The organism is Burkholderia stabilis (assembly GCF_001742165.1).
Lineage (GTDB): Bacteria > Pseudomonadota > Gammaproteobacteria > Burkholderiales > Burkholderiaceae > Burkholderia > Burkholderia stabilis.
On the sequence record NZ_CP016442.1, the window covers coordinates 2,337,399 to 2,361,299 of the forward strand.

The 23,901-nt window shown below is 67.6% G+C and carries 26 protein-coding genes; 21 read left to right on the forward strand and 5 right to left on the reverse strand.

All coding sequences use genetic code 11. The annotated features are described in order from the left end of the window. The first annotated feature begins 51 nt into the window (after positions 1-51). Positions 52-1,284 (forward strand): PepSY-associated TM helix domain-containing protein, encoded by a 1,233-nt coding sequence (locus tag BBJ41_RS10860; RefSeq protein WP_069746436.1) that lies wholly within the window; start codon positions 52-54, stop codon positions 1,282-1,284. An 82-nt stretch (positions 1,285-1,366) separates the two neighbouring features. Here the strand turns inward: BBJ41_RS10860 and BBJ41_RS10865 are convergent, their stop codons facing one another. Beyond that, on the reverse strand, positions 1,367-1,972 hold the full coding sequence (locus BBJ41_RS10865) for a DNA-3-methyladenine glycosylase I (RefSeq protein WP_069746437.1): 606 nt from the start codon (positions 1,970-1,972) through the stop codon (positions 1,367-1,369). A 143-nt stretch (positions 1,973-2,115) separates the two neighbouring features. On the opposite strand from BBJ41_RS10865, the gene BBJ41_RS10870 reads away from it, so the two are divergent. Together BBJ41_RS10870 and BBJ41_RS10875 are read left to right on the forward strand one after the other, a co-directional pair. Further along, positions 2,116-2,997 (forward strand): glucosamine kinase nucleotide-binding domain-containing protein, encoded by an 882-nt coding sequence (locus BBJ41_RS10870; protein ID WP_069746438.1) that lies wholly within the window; start codon positions 2,116-2,118, stop codon positions 2,995-2,997. Between the two features lie 199 nt (positions 2,998-3,196). Further along, entirely contained in the window at positions 3,197-4,021 is an 825-nt protein-coding gene (locus BBJ41_RS10875) for a Cof-type HAD-IIB family hydrolase (protein WP_069746439.1), read from the forward strand. 159 nt (positions 4,022-4,180) lie between these two features. On the opposite strand, the gene aqpZ is transcribed toward BBJ41_RS10875, so the two are convergent. Beyond that, on the reverse strand, positions 4,181-4,924 hold the full coding sequence (gene aqpZ, locus BBJ41_RS10880; protein ID WP_006477345.1) for an aquaporin Z: 744 nt from the start codon (positions 4,922-4,924) through the stop codon (positions 4,181-4,183). A 302-nt stretch (positions 4,925-5,226) separates the two neighbouring features. Here aqpZ and BBJ41_RS10885 point away from each other — a divergent pair, with 302 nt between their 5' ends. Beyond that, on the forward strand, positions 5,227-5,523 hold the full coding sequence (locus BBJ41_RS10885) for an H-NS histone family protein (RefSeq protein WP_069746440.1): 297 nt from the start codon (positions 5,227-5,229) through the stop codon (positions 5,521-5,523). Between the two features lie 112 nt (positions 5,524-5,635). Here the strand turns inward: BBJ41_RS10885 and BBJ41_RS10890 are convergent, their stop codons facing one another. Next, a complete protein-coding gene (locus BBJ41_RS10890; protein WP_069746441.1) occupies positions 5,636-6,700 on the reverse strand; it encodes a glycosyltransferase family 4 protein in 1,065 nt (354 codons plus the stop codon). 230 nt (positions 6,701-6,930) lie between these two features. After that, positions 6,931-7,368 carry a hypothetical protein gene (locus tag BBJ41_RS41540; RefSeq protein ID WP_236872069.1) on the reverse strand — a complete coding sequence of 146 codons (438 nt, stop codon included), beginning with the start codon at positions 7,366-7,368 and terminating at the stop codon, positions 6,931-6,933. On the opposite strand from BBJ41_RS41540, the gene flhD reads away from it, so the two are divergent. The 16 genes from flhD (at position 7,367) to BBJ41_RS10970 (ending at position 22,361) form a co-directional block, all read left to right on the forward strand. After that, entirely contained in the window at positions 7,367-7,687 is a 321-nt protein-coding gene (gene flhD, locus BBJ41_RS10895; RefSeq protein WP_069746442.1) for a flagellar transcriptional regulator FlhD, read from the forward strand. The genes BBJ41_RS41540 and flhD overlap by 2 nt on opposite strands. 92 nt (positions 7,688-7,779) lie before the next feature. Continuing rightward, positions 7,780-8,334 carry a flagellar transcriptional regulator FlhC gene (flhC, locus tag BBJ41_RS10900; RefSeq protein WP_043185235.1) on the forward strand — a complete coding sequence of 185 codons (555 nt, stop codon included), beginning with the start codon at positions 7,780-7,782 and terminating at the stop codon, positions 8,332-8,334. 180 nt (positions 8,335-8,514) lie between these two features. Beyond that, the gene (motA, locus tag BBJ41_RS10905; RefSeq protein WP_069746443.1) at positions 8,515-9,375 is read left to right on the forward strand and encodes a flagellar motor stator protein MotA; all 861 of its coding nucleotides are present in this window, start codon (positions 8,515-8,517) and stop codon (positions 9,373-9,375) included. Between the two features lie 13 nt (positions 9,376-9,388). Further along, positions 9,389-10,411 carry a flagellar motor protein MotB gene (motB, locus tag BBJ41_RS10910; RefSeq protein ID WP_069746444.1) on the forward strand — a complete coding sequence of 341 codons (1,023 nt, stop codon included), beginning with the start codon at positions 9,389-9,391 and terminating at the stop codon, positions 10,409-10,411. 24 nt (positions 10,412-10,435) lie between these two features. Then, positions 10,436-10,813 (forward strand): response regulator, encoded by a 378-nt coding sequence (locus BBJ41_RS10915; RefSeq protein WP_069746445.1) that lies wholly within the window; start codon positions 10,436-10,438, stop codon positions 10,811-10,813. A 33-nt stretch (positions 10,814-10,846) separates the two neighbouring features. Then, positions 10,847-13,072: a chemotaxis protein CheA gene (cheA, locus tag BBJ41_RS10920; RefSeq protein ID WP_069746446.1), complete on the forward strand. Its 2,226-nt coding sequence runs from the start codon at positions 10,847-10,849 to the stop codon at positions 13,070-13,072. Positions 13,073-13,120: 48 nt separating this feature from the next. Beyond that, positions 13,121-13,645, forward strand: coding sequence for a chemotaxis protein CheW (gene cheW / locus BBJ41_RS10925; protein ID WP_069746447.1), 525 nt, complete (start codon positions 13,121-13,123; stop codon positions 13,643-13,645). 35 nt (positions 13,646-13,680) lie between these two features. After that, positions 13,681-15,642, forward strand: a complete 1,962-nt coding sequence (locus BBJ41_RS10930) for a methyl-accepting chemotaxis protein (protein WP_069746448.1) — start codon at positions 13,681-13,683, stop codon at positions 15,640-15,642. A 3-nt stretch (positions 15,643-15,645) separates the two neighbouring features. Further along, positions 15,646-16,638: a CheR family methyltransferase gene (locus tag BBJ41_RS10935; protein WP_069746449.1), complete on the forward strand. Its 993-nt coding sequence runs from the start codon at positions 15,646-15,648 to the stop codon at positions 16,636-16,638. Next, positions 16,635-17,396: a chemoreceptor glutamine deamidase CheD gene (gene cheD, locus BBJ41_RS10940; RefSeq protein WP_069746450.1), complete on the forward strand. Its 762-nt coding sequence runs from the start codon at positions 16,635-16,637 to the stop codon at positions 17,394-17,396. Before BBJ41_RS10935 ends, cheD begins: the two co-directional genes overlap by 4 nt. Next, positions 17,393-18,484, forward strand: coding sequence for a protein-glutamate methylesterase/protein-glutamine glutaminase (locus tag BBJ41_RS10945; RefSeq protein WP_069746451.1), 1,092 nt, complete (start codon positions 17,393-17,395; stop codon positions 18,482-18,484). The genes cheD and BBJ41_RS10945 overlap by 4 nt, the downstream gene beginning before the upstream one ends. A 67-nt stretch (positions 18,485-18,551) precedes the next feature. Next, a complete protein-coding gene (gene cheY, locus BBJ41_RS10950; RefSeq protein WP_006485893.1) occupies positions 18,552-18,947 on the forward strand; it encodes a chemotaxis response regulator CheY in 396 nt (131 codons plus the stop codon). A 1-nt stretch (position 18,948) separates the two neighbouring features. Further along, positions 18,949-19,680, forward strand: a complete 732-nt coding sequence (gene cheZ / locus BBJ41_RS10955) for a protein phosphatase CheZ (protein ID WP_069746452.1) — start codon at positions 18,949-18,951, stop codon at positions 19,678-19,680. A 267-nt stretch (positions 19,681-19,947) separates the two neighbouring features. Next, on the forward strand, positions 19,948-20,451 hold the full coding sequence (locus BBJ41_RS10960; RefSeq protein ID WP_069746453.1) for a DUF2844 domain-containing protein: 504 nt from the start codon (positions 19,948-19,950) through the stop codon (positions 20,449-20,451). Positions 20,452-20,467: 16 nt separating this feature from the next. Further along, a complete protein-coding gene (locus tag BBJ41_RS10965) occupies positions 20,468-21,703 on the forward strand; it encodes a DUF3443 family protein (RefSeq protein ID WP_069746454.1) in 1,236 nt (411 codons plus the stop codon). A 160-nt stretch (positions 21,704-21,863) separates the two neighbouring features. Continuing rightward, on the forward strand, positions 21,864-22,361 hold the full coding sequence (locus tag BBJ41_RS10970) for a VOC family protein (RefSeq protein WP_069746455.1): 498 nt from the start codon (positions 21,864-21,866) through the stop codon (positions 22,359-22,361). A gap of 35 nt (positions 22,362-22,396) precedes the next feature. Here the strand turns inward: BBJ41_RS10970 and BBJ41_RS10975 are convergent, their stop codons facing one another. Then, positions 22,397-22,804, reverse strand: a complete 408-nt coding sequence (locus BBJ41_RS10975) for a hypothetical protein (RefSeq protein ID WP_069746456.1) — start codon at positions 22,802-22,804, stop codon at positions 22,397-22,399. 379 nt (positions 22,805-23,183) lie between these two features. Between BBJ41_RS10975 and BBJ41_RS10980 the strand changes: the two genes are divergently transcribed. Next, positions 23,184-23,564, forward strand: a complete 381-nt coding sequence (locus BBJ41_RS10980) for a DUF805 domain-containing protein (RefSeq protein WP_069746457.1) — start codon at positions 23,184-23,186, stop codon at positions 23,562-23,564. Positions 23,565-23,901 lie beyond the last annotated feature (337 nt).

Sequence of the window (23,901 nt, forward strand, 5' to 3'; positions counted from 1 at the left end):
GAACCGGGGCCGCCGCTCGTGCCGGCCCGCCTTTCTTTCGCTGCGCACACGATGAATGCGTTCCTGCGACCGTTTCTCGTCCGCCTGCACCGCTGGTTCGGACTCGCCATCGCGCTGTTCCTGTTCGTCGCGGGGCTCACCGGCGCGTTGATTGCGTGGGACCACGAACTCGACGCGGCGTTGAATCCGGATTTCTATGTCGCGCGCGGCGGCGCGGTGCAGCTTGCGCCGCTCGAGCTCGCGGCGCACATCGAGGCGGCCGACCCGCGCGTGCAGGTGACCTATCTGCCGCTCGCGGTCGAACCGGGGCACACGTTGCAGGCGGGCGTGATGCCGCGCACCGATCCGGCGACTGGCCGCACGCCCGCGCTCGATTTCGACCAGATCGCCGTCGATCCCGCGACCGGCGCGGTGCAGGGCCGCCGCGAATGGGGCACGCTGTCGGTCGCTCGGCTCGACCTGATGCCGTTCATCTACCGGCTGCACTACTCGCTGTTCCTGCCCGTGTACGGCGGGATCAACTTCGGGTTCTGGGTGATGGGCGTCGTCGGCATCGTGTGGGCGATCGACAGCCTGATCGCGCTCGTGCTCGCGTTTCCGAACCTGAAAAGCTGGCGCAAGTCGTTCGCGTTTCGCGTGCGGCGCGGCGGCTATCCGCTCGTGTTCGACCTGCACCGTTCGGGCGGCGTGTGGGTGTGGGGGCTGCTGCTCGTCGTTGCGGTCACATCGATCTCGATGAATCTCGCCGTGCCCGTCGTGCGTCCGCTGGTGTCGCTGGTTTCGCCGCTGGCCGAGACGCCGTATACGAATCCCGAACACTTCCCGCCCGCGCCGCCGGGCAGCAAGGTGCTGCCGCGCGAGCGGATCGTCGAGATCGCGCGCTCGGCCGGGCGTGATGCCGGGATCGCGTCGCCGCCCGGCGCGTTGCTGTTCGCGCCGGCGATGAATGTCTACGCGGTCGGGTTCTTCACGCCCGGCAACGACCACGGCGACGTCGGGCTCGGCAACGCGTGGCTTTATTGGGATGCCGTGACCGGCAAGCCCGTGGCCGCACAGGTGCCGGGCCGCGGCTCGGCCGGGGACCTGTTCATGCAGGCGCAGTTTCCGCTGCACTCGGGGCGGATCGCCGGCGTGGCGGGCCGCGTCGCGGTGAGTGTGCTCGGCGTCGTCATCGCGATGTTGAGCGTGACGGGCATCTGCATCTGGGTGAAGAAGCGCAGTGCGCGCGTGCGGGCCGCGCGCAGCGCGCGGGTCGTGCCGGGAGCGTCACGCGCTGTGCGATGAGCGGACGGCGAGGCCGTCGCGGTTTCGGGATGACCTCGGGGCCACCCCGGGTGACGGGGCGGCCGGCGCCGCGCCGTCGCTGTCAGCCTTCGGCCTTGCGCCGGCGTGCCGGCTGCTTGCCGCCGAGCGCCGCGCATTGCGCGTGGCACGGGCAGCCGAGCTCATGATCGTTGACCATCCCGGTCGCCTGCATCAGCGCATAGCAGATCGTCGAGCCGACGAACTTGCAACCGTATGCCTTCAGCGCCTTGCTGAGCGCGTCGGACTGTTCGGTCGACGCGGGCGCGTCGCGGTATGACTGCCACGCATTCTGAACCGGCGTGTTGCCGACGAACGACCACAGGAACGCGGCGAGCGACCCGTGCTCGTCGCGGATGCGCTGCACGGCGCGCGCATTGTTGACCGCGGACTCGACCTTCGCGCGGTTGCGCACGATGCCGGGGTTCTCCAGCAGCTTCTCGATGCGCTTCGGCGTGAAGCGCGCGACGGCGTCGACATCGAAATCGGCGAACGCTTCGCGATAGCCGGCGCGCTTGTTCAGGATCGTCGACCACGACAGCCCGGCCTGCGCACCTTCCAGGATCAGCATTTCGAACAGGTGGCGATCGTCGTGCGACGGCCGCCCCCATTCGGTATCGTGATAGTGCGCGTCCGCTTCCGTCTTCACCCAGTTGCATCGCTGCGACATCGTCCGCCTCGTTGTTCAGTGTCGATTCGATCGCGCCAGCATAGCGGAAGCCCTTTTCGCGGGATAGCAGGCCGAACGGCGGATGGGCGCGCGGCGCCGATCCGGTTAAGCTTGGCGCCTGTTCGAATCAGCGGGATGAAGGTATGGCGGCATTACTTTTTGCGATCGGCATCGACGGCGGCGGCACCGGCACGCGCGCGGTGCTGGCCGACCGGCACGGGCGCGAGCTCGCGCAGGGGCGCGGCGGCCCGTCGGGGCTCGGTCTCGGCATCGAGCGCGCGTGGGCGTCGATCGGCGCGGCCTGCGCGGATGCATTCACGCGCGCCGGATTCGGGTTCGACTGGTCGCAGTGCGCGCTCGGCTGTGGGCTCGCGGGCGTCAACAACGCGGCGTGGCTCGCCGCATTCCGCGCGCAGGCGCCGCTCGGCGCGCTCGCGATCGAGAGCGATGCCTATACGACGGTCGTCGGCGCGCACGACGGCGCGCCGGGGCTCATCGTCGCGCTCGGCACCGGCAGCATCGCGGCGGCGCTCGATGCCGCGGGCGCCTGCCGCATCGCGGGCGGCTTCGGTTTTCCGTCCGGCGACGAGGCGAGCGGCGCGTGGCTCGGCGTGCGCGCGCTCGCGTACGCGCAACAGGCGCTCGACGGCCGCGTGCCGCGCGATGCGTTCGCCGACGCGCTGCTCGCGGAAACGGGCGCGCAGGATCGCGATGCGCTCGTCCAGTGGTCGTGCGATGCGAACCAGACGATCTATGCGCGTCTCGCGCCGATCGTGTTCGCGCACCGCGCGCATCCGGTCGCGGGCACGCTGATCGAGCAGGCGGGTGAAGAGATCGGCAAGATGATCGATGCGCTGGATCCGCAGCAGGCGCTGCCGGTTGCACTGTGCGGCGGGCTCGCCGACGCGCTGGCGCCGGCCGTGCCCGCGCGCCATGCCGCGCGGCTGCGCGCGCCGCTCGACGATTCCGCGCATGGCGCGTTGCGTCTCGCGCTGCAGGCGTTGCGGGCGGCGGAAGGCGGTTGAGGGTGGTTGGCACGCCGGAGCAGCGCCAAGGAGCGCTGAAGGAGCGCGAAGGGAGCGCGGAGGGCGTGCCGAGAGAGCACCGACGAAGTGCCGAACCAGCGCCGAAGGCCGCACCTGACCGGAAACCGCCCGGCGCGCAATCGGGCACGACGTTAAAATGGCCGTTCCGCAAAACCCTGCGCGCCCTTTTTACCGTCCCATGTACAAAGTCATTGCTACCGATCTCGACGGCACCCTGCTGAACAGCGACCACCAGCTCGATCCGTACACGATCGAGACCGTCCGCCGGCTCGACCGCGACGGCCTGCAGTTCGTGATCGCGACGGGGCGCCACTACGCGGACGTCGCCGGCATTCGCGACGTGCTCGGCATCCGGCCGTACCTGATCACGTCGAACGGTGCGCGCGTGCATGCGCCGGACGACACGATGATCCACGCGCAGGACATCGATCCCGCGATCGTCCGCGGCCTCGTGCAGCCGGACGTCACCGGCGCGCACGGCCGCGTGATCGTCAACCTGTTCACCAACCACGGCTGGCTGATCGACCGCGATGCGCCGCACCTGCTCGAGTTCCACCAGGATTCGGGCTTCCATTACGACGTGATCGACATGCCGGCGCACGACGGCGCGAATATCGCGAAGGTGCTGTATATCGGCGAGCCGGCCGATCTGGCGGTGGTTGCCGAGCAGATGCGCGTGCGGTTCGGCGATGCGCTGTACGTCACGTACTCGCTGCCCGACTGCCTCGAAGTGATGACCGCGAACGTGTCGAAGGGCCGCGCGCTGCGCTCGGTGCTCGCGCGGCTCGGCGTCGACACCGGCCACTGCATCGCGTTCGGCGACAACATGAACGATATCGACCTGCTCGAAACCGCCGGTCACGCGTTCATGATGAACAACGCGAACCCCGATCTCGTCGCGCGCCTGCCGCACATCCCGCGGATCGGCAACAACTTCGACGCGGGCGTCGCCCGCCACCTGCGCACGCTGTTCTCGCTCGAGGGCAACGCCGCCGCTTCCTGAGCGGGCTTTCCGCGCGCGCTTCCCGAGCGCGCTTCCCGAACAAGCTTCCCCGAGCCGCAATGAAAAACGGGCGCCCAAGGGCGCCCGTCGAAATTGCCTGCCTCGATGTTCTTCGACAGCGTGAGGCTCGCTGCTCTGCTCGCTTGACCCCGTAGTGTTTTATTCGCTTGTGCGAGCCGATGCCGGCAGCAGGTCGACGGCGTCGTCACGCCCCGCGACCAGCGGGTAAATAATCCCTGCAAGCACCGCGCCGATCAGCGGTGCCACCCAGAACAGCCAGAGCTGGCCGATCGCGTCGCCGCCGACGAACAGCGCGGGGCCGGTCGAGCGGGCCGGGTTCACCGACGTGTTGGTGACCGGAATCGAGATCAGGTGAATCAGCGTCAGGCACAGGCCGATCGCGATCGGCGCAAAGCCGGCCGGCACACCGCGCTTGTCGGTCGCGCCGAGGATCACGAACAGGAAGAAGCCCGTCATCACGACTTCGCAGATGAACGACGCGGTGAGCGAGTAGTGGCCGGGCGAGCGATCGCCGAAGCCGTTCGTCGCGAAGCCGCTGCCGACGACGTCGAAGCCCGGCTTGCCGGTTGCGATCAGGTACAGCACGAACGCGCCGAGCGTCGCGCCGACGACCTGCGCGACGATGTACGGCGCGAGATCGCGCGCCGGGAAGCGGCCAGCGACCGTCAGGCCGACGCTCACCGCCGGATTCAGGTGACAACCCGAAATGTGGCCTATCGCGAATGCCATCGTCAGCACAGTCAGGCCAAAGGCGAGTGCGACGCCGGCAAAGCCGATGCCGAGGCCCGGAAAGGCGGCGGCCAGCACGGCGCTTCCGCACCCGCCGAGCACCAGCCAGAACGTGCCGAATACCTCTGCAGCGAGACGCTGAGAAAGATTCATGTAAGGACCTCGTCCAAGTGGTTGAAGACGACCGGACGACGCAACGGATTTATTTCGTCACCCGGAATTGGTCTGGATTATAGGAAATGAATCGCGTCCGGGAGGGTCAACGATTGTTAAATTTGAATGGCTGACGAATACCTTTTATTAGAATAAGTCCGCATTCTCGATATAGCCGAATCGGTTAAAGATGACAGCATTTATTTCTTCGAAGGGTAGGGCGGCAGTGCGGATGGCGTAACGGATGTTTGTGTCCCGGCCGGATTCGCCGGGGCCGCATCATCGAAAAGGGGAGTCGAAAAATGTCTCAATACGCGAAACTCAAGGCGCAGATCGCCGATCTGCAGGCCCAGGCGGACGATGTGCGTCGCCAGGAAGTGGCGGCGGTGATCGCCGATGTCCAGCGGATGATTGCCGAATATGGCCTGACGGCCCAGGACCTGGGCTTCGTGGAGCGAGCGCGGCGCGGCCGCCCGCCGAAGAAGGCGCCGCTGCCGCCGAAATACCGCGATCCGAAGTCGGGCGCGACCTGGAGCGGGCGCGGCAAGCCGCCGAATTGGATCGTCGGGAAAAACCGCGATCGTTTCCTGATCGAATGATGGCCAGCCAAAAAGAAAGAGCCGCATCGTCGATGCGGCTCTTTTGTTTTGCGGTTTTGCGCGCCGATTTCGGCGCGGATTTTACCGAATATTTCCGTGCGAATTTTCCGCGTCAGGCGCCTGCGACCCGGCGCAATGTCGGTTGCTTGGTCGTCGTGCAAAGCGATTCGTAAGTTTCGACATAACGCTGCGCCATTGCCTTCGAGCTGAAACGCGTATCGAAACGTGCGCGGATCGCGTCGCGCGACAGGCTGTCGATCCGGTGCAGCGCGCCGACCGCGCCCTGCACGTCCTCGACGATGAAACCGGTCACGCCGTCTTCGATCACTTCCGGCACCGAACCGCGGTTGAACGCGACGACCGGCGTGCCGCAGGCCATCGCCTCGATCATCACGAGGCCGAACGGCTCCGGCCAGTCGATCGGGAACAGCAGCGCTTTCGCGCCGGACAGGAACGCAGGCTTCTGCGCTTCGTTGATCTCGCCGATGAACTCGACGTGCGCCTGGCCGAGCAGCGGCTCGATCACTTCCTTGAAATAGTCGGCGTCGGCCTTGTCGACCTTTGCGGCGATCTTCAGCGGCAGCCCGCTTTGCGCGGCGATCCGGATCGCCGTGTCGACGCGCTTTTCGGGGCAGATCCGGCCGAGGAACGCCAGGTATTCGGGCTTCACGCCCGGCTGCGGCGTGAGCAGCGTGTCGGGCAGCCCGTGATACACGGTGCCGGCCCACGCGGCCTGCGGCAGCGGCTTGCGCTGGTTGTTCGAGATCGACACGACCGGCGCGTCGGGGAATGCGTCGAACACCGGCTGCAGCTCCGGCAGGTCGAGGCGGCCGTGCAGCGTCGTCACGTACGGCGTGTCGAGGCGCGACATCAGCGGGAACGGCAGATAGTCGAGGTGGAAGTGCAGCACGTCGAATTCATGCGCGACACGGGCGACCTGCTCGAGGAGCCGCATATGGGGCGCCATCGAATCGCGGATCGACGGGTCGAGCCGCAGGGCGCGCGGCCACGCCGCCTCGAGACGGGCCGACGTGACGGAGTCGCCGCTGGCGAACAGCGTCACGTCGTGGCCGAGTTCGACGAGCGCCTCGGTGAGGTAGGACACGACACGCTCGGTGCCGCCGTAGAGTTTCGGCGGAACGGCTTCGTAAAGCGGCGCGATCTGGGCAATTCGCATGGGTGTTCTCCTGTGTCGATCCGCGTACGCGCTTCAGCGCCGATACGGACCCCGTACAAGGTTGCGGAACTTGCCGACGCACGCTGTTGGCGCTACGTGGCCGGGCCCTGGGCGGGGTGCGCGGGGCGCCGGACGGCAAGCTGCGGGGCGGGCCGGCACGGCTCGCGCCGCCGCCCATTGGAGTCCATTATCGATATCGCCCCGTGGGGTTCGAGTGTTTTTTCAAACACTTAAGGCTTGTTACACGATGAAATACGAGAAAACCCCGAAAAAAAGGGCGAGGAAACACGAATCGAGATAGAAACTTCTATTGTTGCGCCCGCGTGAAAAAGCACTATAATTTTTACCGATCCGATTGTCGGCAGCCTTGTCGGCACGCCTTCCGCCATTGCGTGGAGGCCATCGGTTCCGTCGCAGCCGAATCCTTGCTGCTGCTCGCTTTCCCGATTGCACCTTTCAATTCGCCTTGTCGGAAAAATTCCTACACGGTTTACAGACAAATCCTGCATGGCATACGCCACTTCGCTGATACCGGCATAAATGCCGTTTGGCCAAAATTCGCCCTGTAAGACTATAAACGAGCCGACCGAGCGCCAAGAGCGCCCTGACCGAGCAAACGTTTTCATAACACGAATGGCCAAAGCAAAGCTCTTTAACGGGGGAATCATGAGCGCTACCAGCGAAATGCTCAGTGAGATCAAAGAGGTCAACCTGTCGTACCTCCTCCTCGCGCAACGCCTGCTGCGGGAAGACAAGGCGATGGGCATGTTCCGCATGGGAATTTCCCAGGAACTGGCCGACGTACTCGCAAACCTCACGCTCGCACAGACCGTGAAGCTTGCCGCATCGAACCAGATGCTGTGCCGCTTCCGCTTCGACGATCACGCGTTGCTGTCCTCGCTCGCCGACAAAGGCCGCAGCGATGTCGTCGCGCACGCGCACTCGGCCATCCTGATGGCCGGGCAGCAAGTCGAAAGCGTCCGCTGATCCCATCCGCCTTGCGTATGTCCCGGCGTGCCGCGCCGGTGGGCAGCGTATTGGCCATCCATCCGAACAACGTCAAGCGGACGGTTATCACCATGGCAAGCAAAAGCGTCGTGATCGAGGTGAAGGAAATCACCCTCGCCATCGAACTGATCGAACTGGGCGCCCGGCTGCAACTGCTGGAGGCGGAGACGAGCCTGTCGCGGGACCGTCTGATCAAGCTGTACAAGGAACTGAAGGGCGTGTCGCCGCCGAAGGGGATGCTGCCGTTCTCGACCGACTGGTTCATGACGTGGCAGCCGAACATCCACTCGTCGCTGTTCTACAACATCTACCGGTTCATGCAGGACCACGGCCGCTGCGATCCGATCCAGTCGATCGTGAAGGCGTACCGGCTCTACCTGGAGCACGTGAACCTGTCCGGCGACGAGGCCGCGCTGAGCCTCACGCGCGCCTGGACGCTCGTGCGCTTCTTCGATTCGGGGATGCTGCAGATGACCCCGTGCACGCGCTGCGGCGGCCACTTCGTCGCGCATGCGCATGATCCGCATCAAGGTTTCGTCTGCGGCCTCTGCCAGCCGCCGTCGCGCGCGGGCAAGACGCGCAAGGCCGCCGCCGCACGCGCGGAACTGGCCGCCGCCGCGGCCTGAGCGCCGGGCCGGGCAGGGCCGGGCGGGGCGCCGCGCGGTCTTGCGGGCTGCGCGAACCGTCTGCGGATTGCTGGTAAACACCGCCGGACCGACGCTGCCTGGCCGCCAAAGTTTTCCTGCCGACTGCCGTAAACCTGTTTAACGGCGGTCTCCCCGCCGGTCTTTCGTGAGGGACAGGCAGTGCTGATTATCGTGGGAACACTCGTGACGCTGTTGTCCGTCTTCGGCGGTTATGCGCTGGCAGGCGGGCATCTGGCCGCCTTGATCCAGCCCGTCGAGATCCTGATGATCGTGGGCGCCGGCGTCGGCGCGTTCATCCTCGGCAACGGCGGCAAGACCATCAAGGCGACGATGCGTGTGCTGCCGACGCTCTTCAAGGGCTCGAAATACACGAAGGACGTCTACATGGAGCTGATGGCGCTCCTGTACGTGCTGCTGGCGAAGGCGCGCAAGGAAGGCACGCTGACGCTCGAGGCCGACATCGACGATCCGGAAAAGAGCCCGATCTTCACGCAATACCCGAAGATCCTCGCCGATCACCACATCGTCGAATTCCTGACCGACTACCTGCGCCTGATGGTGGGCGGCAACATGAACGCGTTCGAGATCGAGAGCCTGATGGACGAGGAGATCGAGACGCACCACGCGGAAGGCGAAGGCCCCGCGCATGCGCTGATGCGCGTCGGCGACGCGATGCCGGCGTTCGGCATCGTCGCGGCCGTGATGGGCGTCGTGCACACGATGGCGTCGGCCGACAAGCCGCCCGCAGTGCTCGGCGCGATGATCGCGCAGGCGCTGGTCGGCACGTTCCTCGGCATCCTGCTCTCGTACGGGCTGATCGGGCCGCTCGCGAGCCTCGCGGAGCAGCGCGTCGCCGAGTCGACGAAGATGTTCCAGTGCATCAAGGTGACGATCCTCGCGACGCTGAACGGCTATGCGCCGGCGATTGCCGTCGAGTTCGGCCGCAAGGTGCTGTTCTCGACCGAGCGGCCGTCGTTTTCCGAGCTCGAAGAGCATGTGCGCCGCGTGAAGGCGAAGTGACGCGGAGCGCACGATGAGCAAGAGCAAGGATCGCGCGATCGTCGTCAAGCGGGTGGCCCCGGCGAAGAAGGGCCACCACGGCGGCGCATGGAAGCTCGCGTACGCGGATTTCATGACCGCGATGATGGCGTTCTTCCTGTTGATGTGGCTGCTGAGTTCGGTCACGCCGGTGCAACTGAAGGGGATCGCCGAATACTTCAACACGCCGCTGAAGGCCGCGCTGTTCGGCAGCGGCGACCGCAGCTCGCAGGACTCCAGCATCATCAACGGCGGCGGGCGCGACCTGTCGAGCGTCGACGCCGGCACGCTGCGCCGCACCGACGGCACCATGCAGCTCGCCGAGCGCCTCGCGAAGGCGGGCGACGAGAATTCCCGGTCGCAGCAGGCGCAGGGCGCGCAGGACCGGCTCGAGCAGGCGCGCCTGCACGACCTGCAGATCAAGCTGATGGCCGCGATCGAGGCCAACCCGACGCTGCGCCAGTTCAAGCAGCAGATCCGCATCGATTCGACGCTGATGGGGCTGCGCATCGAGATCGTCGATACGCAGAAGCGGCCGATGTTCGCGATGTCGAGCGACAACGTCGAGCCGTACATGCGCGACATCCTGCGCGAGATCGGCAAGACGCTGAACGACGTGCCGAACCGGATCATCGTCCAGGGCCACACCGACGCCGTGCCGTACGCGGGCGGCGAGGGCGGCTACAGCAACTGGGAGCTGTCGGCCGACCGCGCGAACGCGTCGCGTCGCGAGTTGATCTCCGGCGGGATGGACGAGGCGAAAGTGCTGCGCGTGCTCGGTCTCGCGTCGACGCAGAACCTGAACAAGGCCGACCCGCTCGATCCGGAAAACCGCCGGATCAGCGTGATCGTGCTGAACCGCAAATCCGAAGAAGCGCTGATGCGCGACGATGCGACGACCACGACGCTGTCGGCCGACGCGGCGGGCTCGAAGCTGCTTGCGCAGCAGCTCGCCGCCCCGGCGCCGGTCGCGCGTCCGGTCGTGGCGAGTGCCGTCGCCGTGGCGCCGAAACCCTGACGTTCACAAGATTCCGAGACAGACATGATCCGAACCATTCTCGCCATCGACGACTCCGCGACCATGCGTGCGCTGCTGCAGGCAACGCTTGCGCAGGCCGGCTACGACGTGACGGTGGCGCCGGACGGCGAAGCCGGCTTCGACATGGCCGCGACCGCGCCGTACGACCTGGTGCTGACCGACCAGAACATGCCGCACAAGAGCGGGCTCGAGGTGATCGCCGCGCTGCGCAAGCTCACCGCGTACGCGGACACGCCGATCCTCGTACTGACCACCGAGGGCAGCGATGCCTTCAAGACGGCCGCGCGCGACGCGGGCGCGACCGGCTGGATCGAGAAGCCGATCGACCCGGCCGTGCTGGTCGACCTGGTCGCGACGCTGTCCGAGCCGGCTGCCTACTGATATGAACGCGACGAATCCAACCGGTGACCGGGCATGACTCTCGACATCACGCAGTTCTACCAGACCTTTTTCGACGAAGCGGACGAGTTGCTCGCGCAGATGGAGCAGCTGCTGCTGAACCTCGACGTCGACTCGCCCGACCCCGAAGACCTGGCCGCGATCTTCCGCGCCGCGCATTCGATCAAGGGCGGCGCGGCGACATTCGGCTTTTCCGCGCTGACCGATACGACGCACATCCTCGAATCGCTGCTCGACCGCGCACGCAACCATGAGCTGACGCTGACCAAGGACATGGTCGACGCGTTCCTCGAGACCAAGGACGTGCTGTCCGACCAGCTCGTCGACTACCGCGCGAGCGCCGAACCGGACGCGGCCGCCGCCGCGACGATCTGCGCGAAGCTCGAACGGCTGAAGGCCGAGAGCGGCGCGGTCGCGGTCGCACCGGCGGCGAGCGCTGCCGTCGCACCGGCACCGGCCGTGGCGGCGGCGTCCGCCGCGAGCGACGATCGCGCGCCCGACCATGTGATCGAGCAGGCGGTCGCAGCCGCGCACCCGGCGGGCGATGCGAGCGACGCCGGCGTTGGCGGCCCGCACCTGCAGATCACGCTGGCGGGCGTCGACGCGAAGGATCGCGAACTGCTCGCCGAAGAACTCGGCAATCTCGGCCGGATCGTCGGCCGCGAGGAAAAGGGCGCCGACCTGACGCTGTGGCTCGAGTCGGACGTGCCGTCCGACGACATCGTCGCCGTGTGCTGCTTCGTGATCGACGAAAGCCAGATCCGCGTCGCGCACGGCACGGCGCCGGCTGCCCCGGTTGCTGCTGCGCCGGCTGCCGAACCGGCTGCCGCCGCGCAACCGGCCGCGCGGGTCGAGGTATTCGCGCCGCCGGCCGCCGCGCCGCAACCGGCCGCACCGGCACCGGCTTCCGCCGAGCCGGCTGCCGCCGCCGCGCAACCGCAACAGCACGCCCAGCAGCAGGCCGACCACGCGGCGCAGGCCGCCGCGCATCACGACGACAAGCGTGCGCGCCCGGCCGCCGCGGCCGCAACGGGCGCCGAAGGCAGCTCGATCCGCGTCGGCGTCGAGAAGGTCGACCAGCTGATCAACCTCGTCGGTGAGCTCGTGATCACGCAGGCAATGCTCGCGGAGACGGCGAGCGCGTTCGATCCGGCGCTGCACGACCGCCTGTTCAACGGGATGGCGCAGCTCGAGCGCAACGCGCGCGACCTGCAGGAAGCGGTGATGTCGATCCGCATGATGCCGATGGACTACGTGTTCAGCCGCTTCCCGCGGCTCGTGCGCGATCTCGCCGGCAAGCTCGGCAAGCAGGTCGAACTCGTCACGTTCGGCCAGGCGACCGAGCTCGACAAGAGCCTGATCGAGCGGATCATCGATCCGCTCACGCACCTCGTGCGCAACAGCCTCGATCACGGGATCGAGACGGTGGACAAGCGCGTCGCCGCCGGCAAGGACGCGGTCGGCCAACTCGTGCTGTCGGCCGCGCATCACGGCGGCAACATCGTGATCGAGGTGAGCGACGACGGCGCGGGCCTGAACCGCGAGCGGATTCTCGCGAAGGCCGCGAAGCAGGGCATGCAGGTGTCCGACAACATCAGCGACGAAGAGGTGTGGAACCTGATCTTCGCGCCGGGCTTCTCGACCGCCGAGACGGTGACCGACGTGTCGGGCCGCGGCGTCGGGATGGACGTCGTGAAGCGCAACATCCAGTCGATGGGCGGCCATGTGGAAATCACGTCGCTCGCCGGGCGCGGCACGACCACGCGGATCGTGCTGCCGCTGACGCTCGCGATCCTCGACGGGATGTCGGTGAAGGTCGGCAGCGAGATTTTCATCCTGCCGCTGAACTTCGTGATGGAGTCGCTGCAGCCGTCGACCGACGACATCTACACGGTCGGCAACGGCGAGCGCGTGGTGCGCGTACGCGGCGAATACCTGCCGCTCGTCGCGCTGCACGAGGTGTTCTCGGTCGAGGACGCGCGTACCGACCCGACGCAGGGGATCGTCACGATCATGGAAACCGAGGGGCGCCGCTTCGCGATGCTGATCGACGAGCTGGTCGGCCAGCAGCAGGTGGTCGTGAAGAACCTCGAAACCAACTACCGCAAGGTGCATGGCATCTCGGCGGCGACCATTCTCGGCGACGGCAGCGTTGCGCTGATCGTCGACGTCGCGGCGCTGAACCGTGAAACCCGTGCGACGCACGGCGCCCGAGCCGGCGCCGAGCTCGCGATGTTCTGATTCTCGCCATTCAACCGATTGGGGGCAAACGTGTCTGCTGAAGTCCAAATGATCAATCCGGCCGCGGCGCACGCGGCCAATGCGACAACCGGCCGCCGCGACGCGGCGCAAGGCGATGCGACGGGCCAGGAATTCCTCGTGTTCACGCTCGGCGACGAGGAATACGGGATCGACATCCTGAAAGTGCAGGAAATCCGCGGCTACGACAGCGTGACGCGCATCGCGAACGCGCCGGACTTCATCAAGGGCGTGATCAACCTGCGCGGGATCATCGTGCCGATCGTCGACATGCGGATCAAGTTCCATCTCGGCCGCGTCGAGTACGACCACCAGACCGTCGTGATCATCCTGAACGTGTCGAACCGCGTGGTCGGGATGGTGGTCGACGGCGTGTCGGACGTGCTGACGCTGCAGACCGACCAGATCATGCCGGCGCCGGAATTCGGCGCGACGCTGACGACCGAGTACCTGACGGGCCTCGGCACCGTCGACGGCCGGATGCTGATCCTGATGGACATCGAGAAGCTGATGTCGAGCCGTGAAATGGCGCTGATCGAGTCGCTCGGCGGGTAAGCGCGCCGCGCGCAGGAATTTCGGGAGAATCTGCAATGTTGCATAACTGGTCGATCCGCACGACGCTCACGGCCGTCGGACTCATCCTCGTGTGCCTGGCTGCTGCGGTCGGCGGGCTCGGCCTCTACGCGCTCAATCACGCGAGCCGCTCGCTCGACGAGATCGCGCACGTCGACCTGCCGGCGATCCATACGCTCGACGATACGTCGTCGTACCTGCTGCGCGCGCGCGTGTCGCTCGACCGCTTCCGTTCGCTGACCGAGGCCGGCAACACGGCCGAGGCCGGCAAGGTGCTCGACCGCGCGCAAGAGCTGTTCGGGAAGTCGAGCCAGAACTGGCAGGCGTTCCAGTCGACGCCGAAGCTCGGTGTCGAGCAGGCGCTCGTCGACGAGCTCACCGCGCGCTACACGACGATCGTGAAGGAAGGCGTCGAGCCCGAGTTCGCGGCCGCGCGCGCGGGCGACATGGCCGCGTACCACGCGGTGGCGGACACCAAGATCAGCCCGATGTTCGTCGCGTACGACCAGGCCGCGTCGGCCGTGGTCGCATCGCTGCAGAAGCGTGCCGAAGAACGCCAGGCCGCGACGCAGTCGCAGATCTCGCTGATGGTCGCGCTGATCGCGGCCGGCATCGCGATCGCGTTCGTCGTCGTGATCGCGATCCGCTTCGCGCTGCGCGGGCTGATCGTGCAGCCGCTCGAGGACGCCATCGCGCACTTCGAGCGCATCGCCGGCGGCGACCTCACGCAGCCGGTGAACGTGTTCAGCACGAACGAGATCGGCCGCCTGTTCGGCGGCATCAAGCGTATGCAGGACGCCGTCACGACGATGGTGCAGGCCGTGCATCGCGGCACCGAATCGATCGACGTCGGCGCGCGCGAGATCGCGACCGGCAACATCGACCTGTCGCAGCGCACCGAGGAGCAGGCCGCGTCGCTGCAGGAAACCGCGTCGAGCATGGAGCAGCTGACCGGCACCGTGCGGCAGAACGCGGAGAACGCGCGGCAGGCGAGCCAGCTCGCGGTGAACGCATCGGACATCGCGACGCAGGGCGGCGACGTGGTCGGCCAGGTCGTGTCGACGATGCAGGACATCGCGACGAGCTCCGGCAAGGTCGTCGACATCATCGGCACGATCGAGGGCATCGCGTTCCAGACCAACATCCTCGCGCTGAACGCGGCGGTCGAAGCCGCGCGCGCGGGCGAACAGGGCCGCGGCTTCGCGGTCGTCGCGGGCGAAGTGCGCTCGCTCGCGCAGCGCAGCGCGAGTGCGGCGAAGGAAATCAAGCAGTTGATCGGCGATTCGGTCGACAAGGTCGACAGCGGGTCGGCGCTCGTCGCGCGCGCGGGCTCGACGATGGACGAGATCGTGCAGGCCGTGCGCCGCGTGACCGACATCATGGGCGAGATCAGCGCCGCGTCGGACGAGCAGTCGACCGGCATCGAGCAGGTCAACCGCGCGGTCGGCCAGATGGATTCGGTCACGCAGCAGAACGCGGCGCTCGTCGAGCAGGCGGCGGCCGCGGCCGCGTCGCTCGAAGAGCAGACACGCCAGATGAAGGCGATCGTGTCGGGCTGGCGCGTGGCGGGCGGCATCGTGCTCGCGCCGGCGCGCAGCGTTGCACGGCCAATCGCGCACGAACCGGCTGCCGTGCCGGCGCTGCCGTCGGAGCCGCGTTACGAAGCCGCGCCGGTCGCCGCGCTGCCGGCGCCGCAGGCCGCCGCGCAACCGGCCCGCCGCACCGCGCCGGCATCGCATGCCGCCGCGCCGGCGGCAGCGGGCGCGAGCCAGTCGAAGCGTGCGGCGGAGCCCGCGCGCACGCCGAAGGACGCGCCAGCGTCCCGCGGCGCCGCCGCCGGCTACGGGCCGCGTCTCGCGAAGGCGGCCGCCCCGGCCGACAAGCCCGCCGCGAAGCCCGCGCTCGTGCGTCCCGCGCTGAATGGCGAGAAGCCGGCGCTGGCGGCCGGCACGTCCGACGACGACTGGGAGACCTTCTAAACCATGCCGCATGCGCGCGCGCCGTTTCGACCCGATGCACCGGATGCCTCGCCCCGCGCGGGCGAGCCGGGGCGCGACTTCGCGTTCACGGGCGCGGATTTCGCACGCATCCGCGCGCTGATCCACCAACGCGCGGGGATCTCGCTGTCCGAGCACAAGCGCGACATGGCGTACAGCCGTCTCGCGCGGCGGCTGCGCGCGCGCGGCCTCGACACGTTCCGCGACTACCTCGACCTGCTCGAGCAGGAAGACGATCCGCTCGAGTGGGAAGCGTTCACCAATGCGCTGACGACCAACCTGACCGCGTTCTTCCGCGAGTCGCATCACTTCCCGATCCTCGCGGATTTCGTGAAGGGGCGGCCGGCGCCCGTGTCGGTCTGGTGCTCGGCGGCGTCGACCGGCGAGGAGCCTTACTCGATCGCGATCACGCTGATCGAGGCGCTCGGCGAATCGGCGGCGCGCAGCGCGTCGATCCTCGCGACCGATCTCGACACGCAGGTGCTCGCGAAGGCGGAAGCCGGCATCTATACGTACGACCAGGTCAAGCACCTGGCGCCGGAGCGGTTGAAGCGCTTCTTCCTGAAGGGCACGGGCCCGCAGGCCGGCCGCGTGAAGGTGCGCCCCGAGCTGCGCGCGATGATCCGTTTCGAGCAATTGAACCTGACCGATGCCGACTACGGAATCGCGAAGCCGTTCGACGCGATCTTCTGCCGCAACGTGATGATCTATTTCGACAAGCCGACGCAGGGGCAGGTGCTGTCGCGTTTCGATCCGCTCGTGAAGCCGGGCGGGCTGCTGTTCGCCGGCCATTCGGAAAACTTCACGTACGTCACGCAGGCGTTCCGGCTGCGCGGGCAGACGGTGTACGAACTGACACGCGATGCCGCGCAGGGTGCGCGGCCGCGCGGCGCGCAGGCGCCTGCGGCGGCCGCCATGCCGACGCGTGCGCCGGCGCGGGCCGCGGGCGCCGCGCCCGCCTATGGAGAGCGCGGATGAGCGCACTGCCGATCGCGACCAATCGCTACTTCGACAGCCATTTCGGCCGTCCCGGCGTGAAGCTGTTGCCGAACGAGTTCTACACGACGTCCGAGGACATGGTGCTGATGACCGTGCTCGGCTCGTGCGTCGCCGCGTGCATTCACGATCCGTACGCGGGCATCGGCGGGATGAACCACTTCATGCTGCCCGACGACGGCGCCGATGCGGGCGCGGCCGCGTCCGAATCGATGCGTTACGGCGCGTATGCGATGGAAGTGCTGATCAACGAGCTGATCAAGGCCGGCGGGCGCCGCGAGCGCTTCGAGGCGAAGGTGTTCGGCGGCGCGGCCGTGCTGGCCGGGATGACGACGATCAACATCGGCGATCGCAATGCGGATTTCGTGCGCCGTTACCTCGCGCTCGAACGCATCCGCATCACCGCGGAGGACTTGCAGGACGTCCATCCGCGCAAGGTCGCGTTCATGCCGCGCACGGGGCGCGCGATGGTGAAGAAGCTGCGGCTGCAGGTGCCGGGCGTGACCGAGCGCGAAGCCGCGCTCGCGCGCGAGGCCGACCGCCTGCGCACCGCGCGGCCGCGCGCGCATGTCGAGCTGTTCCAGGCGAAGCGGCCGGCCGCGCCGCAGCCGGCGCGCCCGCGCATCGAGCTGTTCGGCGCGCGCGGCGCGGCGCCGGGCGGCGCCGGCGGTGTGCGCCCGGCGAGCCCGGCTGTGGGCGGCCCGCAGGCAGCGAATCTATCGAAAAAGCAGGAGGCATGACCGCAGTGCAGAAGATCAAAGTGTTGTGCGTCGACGATTCGGCGCTGATCCGCAGCCTGATGACGGAGATCATCAACAGCCAGCCCGACATGACGGTGTGCGCGACCGCGCCCGATCCGCTCGTCGCGCGGGAGCTCATCAAGCAGCACAACCCGGACGTGCTCACGCTCGACGTCGAAATGCCGCGCATGGACGGGCTCGACTTCCTCGAGAAGCTGATGCGCCTGCGGCCGATGCCGGTCGTGATGGTGTCGTCGCTGACCGAGCGCGGCTCGGAGATCACGCTGCGCGCGCTCGAACTCGGCGCGGTGGATTTCGTCACGAAGCCGCGCGTCGGGATTCGCGACGGGATGCTCGACTACGCGGAAAAGCTCGCCGACAAGATCCGCGCGGCGTCGCGCGCCCGCGTGCGCCAGGCGCCGCAGCCGCAGGCCGCCGCGCGCGCGGCGGACAGCCCGCCGGCCGCGCCGATGATCAACAACCCGCTCGTCAGTACCGAGAAGCTGATCATCATCGGCGCATCGACGGGCGGCACCGAGGCGATCCGCGAGGTGCTGACGCCGTTGCCGCCGGATGCGCCGGCCGTGCTGATCGCGCAGCACATGCCGCCCGGTTTCACGAAGTCGTTCGCGCAACGGCTGAACGGCCTGTGCCGGATCGCGGTGAAGGAAGCCGAGCACGGCGAGCGCGTGCTGCCGGGCCACGCGTACATCGCGCCGGGCCATGCGCACCTGTTGCTCGCGAGAAGCGGTGCGAACTATATTGCGCAGCTGTCGGACGAGCCGCCGGTGAACCGTCATCGCCCGTCGGTCGACGTGCTGTTCCGCTCGGCGGCGACGCACGCGGGCAAGAACGCGATCGGGGTGATCCTCACCGGGATGGGCCGCGACGGCGCGGCCGGCCTGCTGGAAATGAAACGCGCAGGCGCTCACACGTTCGCGCAGGATGAGGCAAGCTGCATCGTGTTCGGGATGCCGCGCGAGGCGATCGCGCTCGGCGGCGCGGACGAGATCGCGCCGCTCGCCGACATGAGCCGCCGCGTGATGGCGCGACTGGCGACGATGGGCGACCGCGTGCAGCGCGTTTGAATGGAATGTCACGGGGCGCGTGCCACGATACGCGTCCCGACGGAAACGAATCTGGAAAGGAACGACGATGGACAAGAGCATGAAAATCCTGGTGGTGGACGATTTCCCGACGATGCGCCGGATCGTCCGCAACCTGCTCAAGGAACTGGGCTACTCGAACGTCGACGAGGCCGAGGACGGCCTGGCCGGCCTCGCGCGGCTGCGCGGCGGCGGCTACGACTTCGTGATCTCGGACTGGAACATGCCGAACCTCGACGGCCTCGCGATGCTGAAGGAAATCCGCGCGGACGCGACGCTCACGCACCTGCCGGTGCTGATGGTCACGGCCGAGTCGAAGAAGGAGAACATCATCGCGGCCGCGCAGGCGGGCGCGAGCGGCTACGTCGTGAAACCGTTTACGGCGGCGACGCTCGACGAAAAGCTGAACAAGATCATCGACAAGATGGCGAAAGCCGGGAGCTGACGTGAACGAGCCGATCCATGCGGCGCTCGCCGGCGCGGGGTTCAGCGCCGACAGCCATCCAGAAGGCGCCGATTTCGCGAGCGACCGCATTCTCGCGCGCATCGGCCACGTCACGCGCACGCTGCGCGATTCGATGCGCGAGCTCGGGCTCGACAAGCATGTCGAGCGCGCGGCGGAAGCCGTGCCCGACGCGCGCGACCGGCTGCGCTACGTCGCGACGATGACCGAGCAGGCCGCCGTGCGCGTGCTGAACGCGATCGAGGTCGCGAAGCCGATGCAGGAGCGCATCCAGAACGAGGCCGAGGCGCTCGATGCGCGCTGGTCGCAGTGGTACGCGGCGCCGATCGAGCACGCGGAAGTGCGCGAGCTGATGGACGATACGCGCGCGTTCCTGCGTGCGCTGCCGGAGTCGACGTCGGCGACCAGCGCGCAACTGCTCGAGATCATGCTTGCGCAGGATTTCCAGGACCTGACCGGGCAGGTGATCAAGAAGATCATGGACATGGTCTACCTGATCGAGCAGCAGCTTCTCACCGTGCTCGTCGAGAACATCGCGCCCGAGCGGCGCGAGCAGTTCGCGGCGACCGCAGCCGCGCTCGCGGCCGAGCAGATGAGCCCGACCGGCAGCCCGGAGTCGCTGCTGAACGGCCCGCAGATCGCGCCGGAAGGCAAATCGGACGTCGTCCAGGACCAGGGGCAGGTCGACGACCTGCTCGCGAGCCTGGGCTTCTGACCCTGGCGCACCGCATCGGCGCGCCCCGTTTCGCGGGGCCGCCTGCCCGCTCGCGCGCGTCACGGCGTTCCCACAACGTTTACCCCCGCTTGCCGCATCCGCGCGGCCCGGTGCAGCATGCGTCGAATTGACACGCCGACACATGCTGCAGGCATACTACGCGTCAGCAGCAACGGAGCGTCATTCATACGACTTTCATATGTTGGCAGGCGATGCAGGCACGATGGCTGCGCGCCCTGCAACGAAGCCAGTCCCTTGGGAGGGAACTTGAAGCTGAAACGCTTGGGCTGGGCCGTCGCGCGCGCGGCGGCTGCAACGGGTGTGCTGTGGGCCGTCCACGCGCACGCCGAACTGGGCGGCGCGCCGATGTCGCCGCCCGCCGACGATCAGGCCGCCAGCGTGCGCGCGTTGCAGCGCGCGATGCGTTCGGCCGACGGCGTGCAGGCGAGCACGGCCGCTTATACCGTCCGCGAGATCACGCTCGGGTCGGGTACCGTCATCCACGAATACACCTCTGCCGCCGGCAGCGTATTCGGCCTCGCGTGGCACGGGCCGACGATGCCGGACATCGCCTCGCTGCTCGGCAGCTATTTCCCGCAGTACACCGCTGGCGTCCAGGCGGCGCACACGGCGCGCGGCTGGCGCGCGCCCGTGTCCGTCGAGACGAGCGGCCTCGTGATCCGGACGGGCGGCCACATGGGCGCCTTCTCGGGCCAGGCGTGGCTGCCGACGGCGCTGCCTGCCGGCCTGACCGGCAACGACATCCAGTGACAGCGGGAGAGCGATCTTGAGAATTCCTCGTACATTCAAGCGCTGGCTCGGCGTGCTGGGCCTCGCGGCCGCGACGGCCGTGCTCGTGACGGCATGCGGCGGCGGCGACGGCGGCGGCAGTAGCGCCGGCAACGGAAACGGCAACGGCAACGGTTCGGGCGGATCGGACGGCAACAGCGGGAACACGGCCGTCATCACGGTCGGCACCGGCGTCGCGAACGTGATCAACATCCCGACCGTCAGCGTGAAGGTCTGCGCGCCGGGCACGTCGAACTGCCAGGTGGTCAGCAACGTGCTCGTCGATACCGCGTCCTACGGGCTGCGGCTCGTCGGCAGCGCCGTGTCGGGCGTGCTGAACAACCTGCCGCAGGTGACGAGCGGCGGCGCGCCGGTCGCCGAGTGCGGCAAGTTCGTGTCGAGCTATACGTGGGGTTCGGTGCGCACGGTCGACCTGTCGATCGGCAGCGAGCAGGCGAGCGCGTTGCCCGTGCAGATCATCGGCGACCTCGGCACGACGAACGTGCCGAGCTCGTGCACGAACGGCGGCGCATCGGCCAACTCGGCGAGCGCGCTGGGCGCGAACGGGATCCTCGGCATCGGGCCGGCGCCGAACGACTGCGGCACGCTTTGCGCGACGCAGACGACGTCGAGCAACAACTACTACGCGTGCCCGAACGGCAACAACGCGAACTGCTCGGTCACGCTCGTGCCGGTGACGCAGCAGGTGGCCAACCCGGTGCATCGCTTCGCCGACAGCAGCGGCGTGAGCGTGCAGATGCCGAACGTCTCGAGCAGCGGGCAGGCGAGCGCGACCGGAACGCTGACGTTCGGGCTGCCCGACCTGACCGGGAAGACCGTGATGACGTCGACCACGACGGGTGACGTCAGCGCGACGTTCCTCGGGCGCAACGTGACCGCGTTCTTCGATACCGGCTCGAACGCGTATTTCTTCAACGATTCGGCGCAGACGGTCTGCTCGAGGAATACGCAGTTCTACTGCCCGTCGGCCACGACCGCCTACTCGGCGACGCTGACCGGCCAGAACGGCACGGCCGGCACCGTGTCGATGTCCGTCGCGAACGCGGATTCGCTGTTCGCGAACCCGTCGACGTTCGCGTTCAACAACATCGCGGGGCCGTTCGGCTCGTCCGCCTGGCTCGATATCGGCATGCCGCACTTCTACGGCAAGACGATCTACTTCGGGATGGACAAGACCGCGAGCGGCGGCGCGCAGCCTTTCGTCGCGTTCTGACGCGGGACGGCCGCACGCAGCAAAAGGGGGCGATCGATCGCCCCCTTTTTTATTCCGCCGCCGCGTGCGCACGACGGACCGGATCGCCGCCGCGCGCGGGCGCAGCGCCTAAGATGTAAGATCGGCACCGGTGCCGGCACGACATCGAGGAGGCCGCGCCATGAGCACGCGCATACAACGCATCACGCCTTTCCTGTGGTTCGACCACGACGCCGAGGCGGCCGCCAATTTCTACGTGTCGGTGTTCGACGACGCGCGCATCGTGCACGTCGCGCGTTATGGCAAGGCCGGCGCGAATGCGTCCGGGCAGGCGGAAGGCGCGGTGATGACGGTCGCGTTCGAGCTCGACGGGCAGGCGTTCGTCGCGCTGAACGGCGGCCCCGTGTTCCAGATCACGCCGGCCGTGTCGTTCGTCGTCAACTGTCGCGACCAGGACGAAATCGACCGCTACTGGGCGCGCCTGTCCGAAGGCGGCGACGCGCGCGCGCAGCAGTGCGGCTGGCTGAGCGACCGCTTCGGCGTGTCGTGGCAGGTCGTGCCCGCGCAGATGTCCGAGCTGATGACAGGCGATTCGGCGCGCGCCGAGCGCGTGATGGCCCAGGTGATGACGATGAAGAAGCTCGATCTCGCCGCGCTGCAGCGCGCGGCGGCCGGCTAGGGCCGGCTCGAGCCCGCGATCAGCGTGAACCGGCGCTAGTCGGCTGGTGGCCGGCCGGCGTGCATCGTCGTCGTATGGTCGAGGAAGCGGTGGCCGGGCCCGTAAGCGGTGCTTTCGATGCGCGCCGCGTCGGCCGGCGCGACGGCGCGCCCGTTGGCATCGACCGACAGCGATTCGATCTCGACGACCGGCACGCACCACGCCGCATGCGCGCGTTCGGCCGGTTCACCGTGCGCGTCGGCGCAGCGAAACGCGAAGCCCTCCGAGAAATCCAGCGCGCGCCGGGTTTGCGTCGCCCCGTTCCACGCATATCGCACGACGATCGTGCCGGGGTGCGGCGCGCCAGGCGCCTGCGCGCCGGGCGGCAGGCCCGGCGTGCCCGCGCAGCCGGCGGCGAGCGTGCAGGCGAGCGACAGCAACGGAACGAGCGGACGACGGAACATGCGCGATTCGAACGGGATCGGGGAAGGCCAAAAGGGTAACGCGAGCGTCGCGCCAGCGTATTGCCGGCCGGCCGGTTAATCGAATTTCGTGTACTCGAGCCGATTATCGATCGTGCACGGTTTCATTTGGTTGTAATCAGACGCTGGATTATTCGGGGCTGGTGATTCTGTCAGGTTTTAAAGATTATTAAAATGACGCGCCATGCAAGTCCGTGGCGCCGCATTACGTTATTGCGGCCGTTCCCGCGCCACTTTGGCGTGCGGCAAGACCGGCCCGTGCGCCGGCCAATATGTGAAAAGAGATGGAGCCTGTCGAAATTCAAACATATAATGCCGGCGTTGTTTCCGGGGTGCCAATATAAAACAGGAGGGTAATAAGATGAATTTTTCAGAAGCCGTTCGTGCCGTACTCAATAAATACGCGACATTCGAAGGACGTGCGCGTCGTGCCGAATACTGGTATTTCGCGCTGCTGAGCTGCGTGCTTTCGGTTCTCGCCCAGATCATCGGCGCGGCGGGCCGCGACGCGGGCCTGATCACGCTGCTGCTGCTCGGCGTGATCTTCCTGGTTTCGCTCGCGCTGATCATCCCGGGCATCGCGGTCAGCGTGCGCCGCCTGCACGATACGGGCCGCTCGGGCTGGTTCCTGTTGCTCGGGTTCATTCCGATCGTCGGCGGCATCCTGCTGCTCGTATGGATGTGCTCGCGCGGCACCGAAGGTCCGAACCGCTTCGGCGCGGACCCGATCCCGGCGGCCTGACCGTCCGGGCGCCGCAGGCCCCGACGCGCGACACCGTCGCGTCGGGGCTTGATTTCCCTGCTTTCCCCGTTTCGCCTCCCCCGTTTCGCCTCCCGTTCCGCGTCCCGTTTCTCCCGCCTCAGCGCCTCACCGTTCCCCCGCTTCACGCCGTCACCACCCCATCCGGGGCAGACACGCCGCCATTGCGCCGACCGGCACGTTTTTCCGCCGCGTGACGCGCCGCTTCGGCCGCGATCCGGCTGCGTTTGCGCCGGCTCGCCCGATTCCCCGAAATACCCCCCTTTCCCGGCTTTGCTCGACCGATCGGCGTTTGACGCCTCCATGAATAATCGGTGTC

What these genes read in the sequence shown, in the direction of transcription:
- cheA (WP_069746446.1), top strand. Translation starts at nt 10,847, where the DNA reads ATGACTCTCGACATCACGCAGTTCTACCAGACCTTTTTCGACGAAGCG.
- BBJ41_RS10860 (WP_069746436.1), top strand. Translation starts at nt 52, where the DNA reads ATGAATGCGTTCCTGCGACCGTTTCTCGTCCGCCTGCACCGCTGGTTC.
- aqpZ (WP_006477345.1), bottom strand. Translation starts at nt 4,924, where the DNA reads ATGAATCTTTCTCAGCGTCTCGCTGCAGAGGTATTCGGCACGTTCTGG.
- BBJ41_RS10970 (WP_069746455.1), top strand. Translation starts at nt 21,864, where the DNA reads ATGAGCACGCGCATACAACGCATCACGCCTTTCCTGTGGTTCGACCAC.
- flhD (WP_069746442.1), top strand. Translation starts at nt 7,367, where the DNA reads ATGAGCGCTACCAGCGAAATGCTCAGTGAGATCAAAGAGGTCAACCTG.
- BBJ41_RS10930 (WP_069746448.1), top strand. Translation starts at nt 13,681, where the DNA reads ATGTTGCATAACTGGTCGATCCGCACGACGCTCACGGCCGTCGGACTC.
- BBJ41_RS10980 (WP_069746457.1), top strand. Translation starts at nt 23,184, where the DNA reads ATGAATTTTTCAGAAGCCGTTCGTGCCGTACTCAATAAATACGCGACA.
- motB (WP_069746444.1), top strand. Translation starts at nt 9,389, where the DNA reads ATGAGCAAGAGCAAGGATCGCGCGATCGTCGTCAAGCGGGTGGCCCCG.
- BBJ41_RS10945 (WP_069746451.1), top strand. Translation starts at nt 17,393, where the DNA reads ATGACCGCAGTGCAGAAGATCAAAGTGTTGTGCGTCGACGATTCGGCG.
- cheY (WP_006485893.1), top strand. Translation starts at nt 18,552, where the DNA reads ATGGACAAGAGCATGAAAATCCTGGTGGTGGACGATTTCCCGACGATG.
- BBJ41_RS10870 (WP_069746438.1), top strand. Translation starts at nt 2,116, where the DNA reads ATGGCGGCATTACTTTTTGCGATCGGCATCGACGGCGGCGGCACCGGC.
- BBJ41_RS10890 (WP_069746441.1), bottom strand. Translation starts at nt 6,700, where the DNA reads ATGCGAATTGCCCAGATCGCGCCGCTTTACGAAGCCGTTCCGCCGAAA.
- flhC (WP_043185235.1), top strand. Translation starts at nt 7,780, where the DNA reads ATGGCAAGCAAAAGCGTCGTGATCGAGGTGAAGGAAATCACCCTCGCC.
- BBJ41_RS10885 (WP_069746440.1), top strand. Translation starts at nt 5,227, where the DNA reads ATGTCTCAATACGCGAAACTCAAGGCGCAGATCGCCGATCTGCAGGCC.
- BBJ41_RS10975 (WP_069746456.1), bottom strand. Translation starts at nt 22,804, where the DNA reads ATGTTCCGTCGTCCGCTCGTTCCGTTGCTGTCGCTCGCCTGCACGCTC.
- BBJ41_RS10935 (WP_069746449.1), top strand. Translation starts at nt 15,646, where the DNA reads ATGCCGCATGCGCGCGCGCCGTTTCGACCCGATGCACCGGATGCCTCG.
- cheD (WP_069746450.1), top strand. Translation starts at nt 16,635, where the DNA reads ATGAGCGCACTGCCGATCGCGACCAATCGCTACTTCGACAGCCATTTC.
- BBJ41_RS10915 (WP_069746445.1), top strand. Translation starts at nt 10,436, where the DNA reads ATGATCCGAACCATTCTCGCCATCGACGACTCCGCGACCATGCGTGCG.
- BBJ41_RS10875 (WP_069746439.1), top strand. Translation starts at nt 3,197, where the DNA reads ATGTACAAAGTCATTGCTACCGATCTCGACGGCACCCTGCTGAACAGC.
- BBJ41_RS41540 (WP_236872069.1), bottom strand. Translation starts at nt 7,368, where the DNA reads ATGATTCCCCCGTTAAAGAGCTTTGCTTTGGCCATTCGTGTTATGAAA.
- cheW (WP_069746447.1), top strand. Translation starts at nt 13,121, where the DNA reads ATGATCAATCCGGCCGCGGCGCACGCGGCCAATGCGACAACCGGCCGC.
- BBJ41_RS10865 (WP_069746437.1), bottom strand. Translation starts at nt 1,972, where the DNA reads ATGTCGCAGCGATGCAACTGGGTGAAGACGGAAGCGGACGCGCACTAT.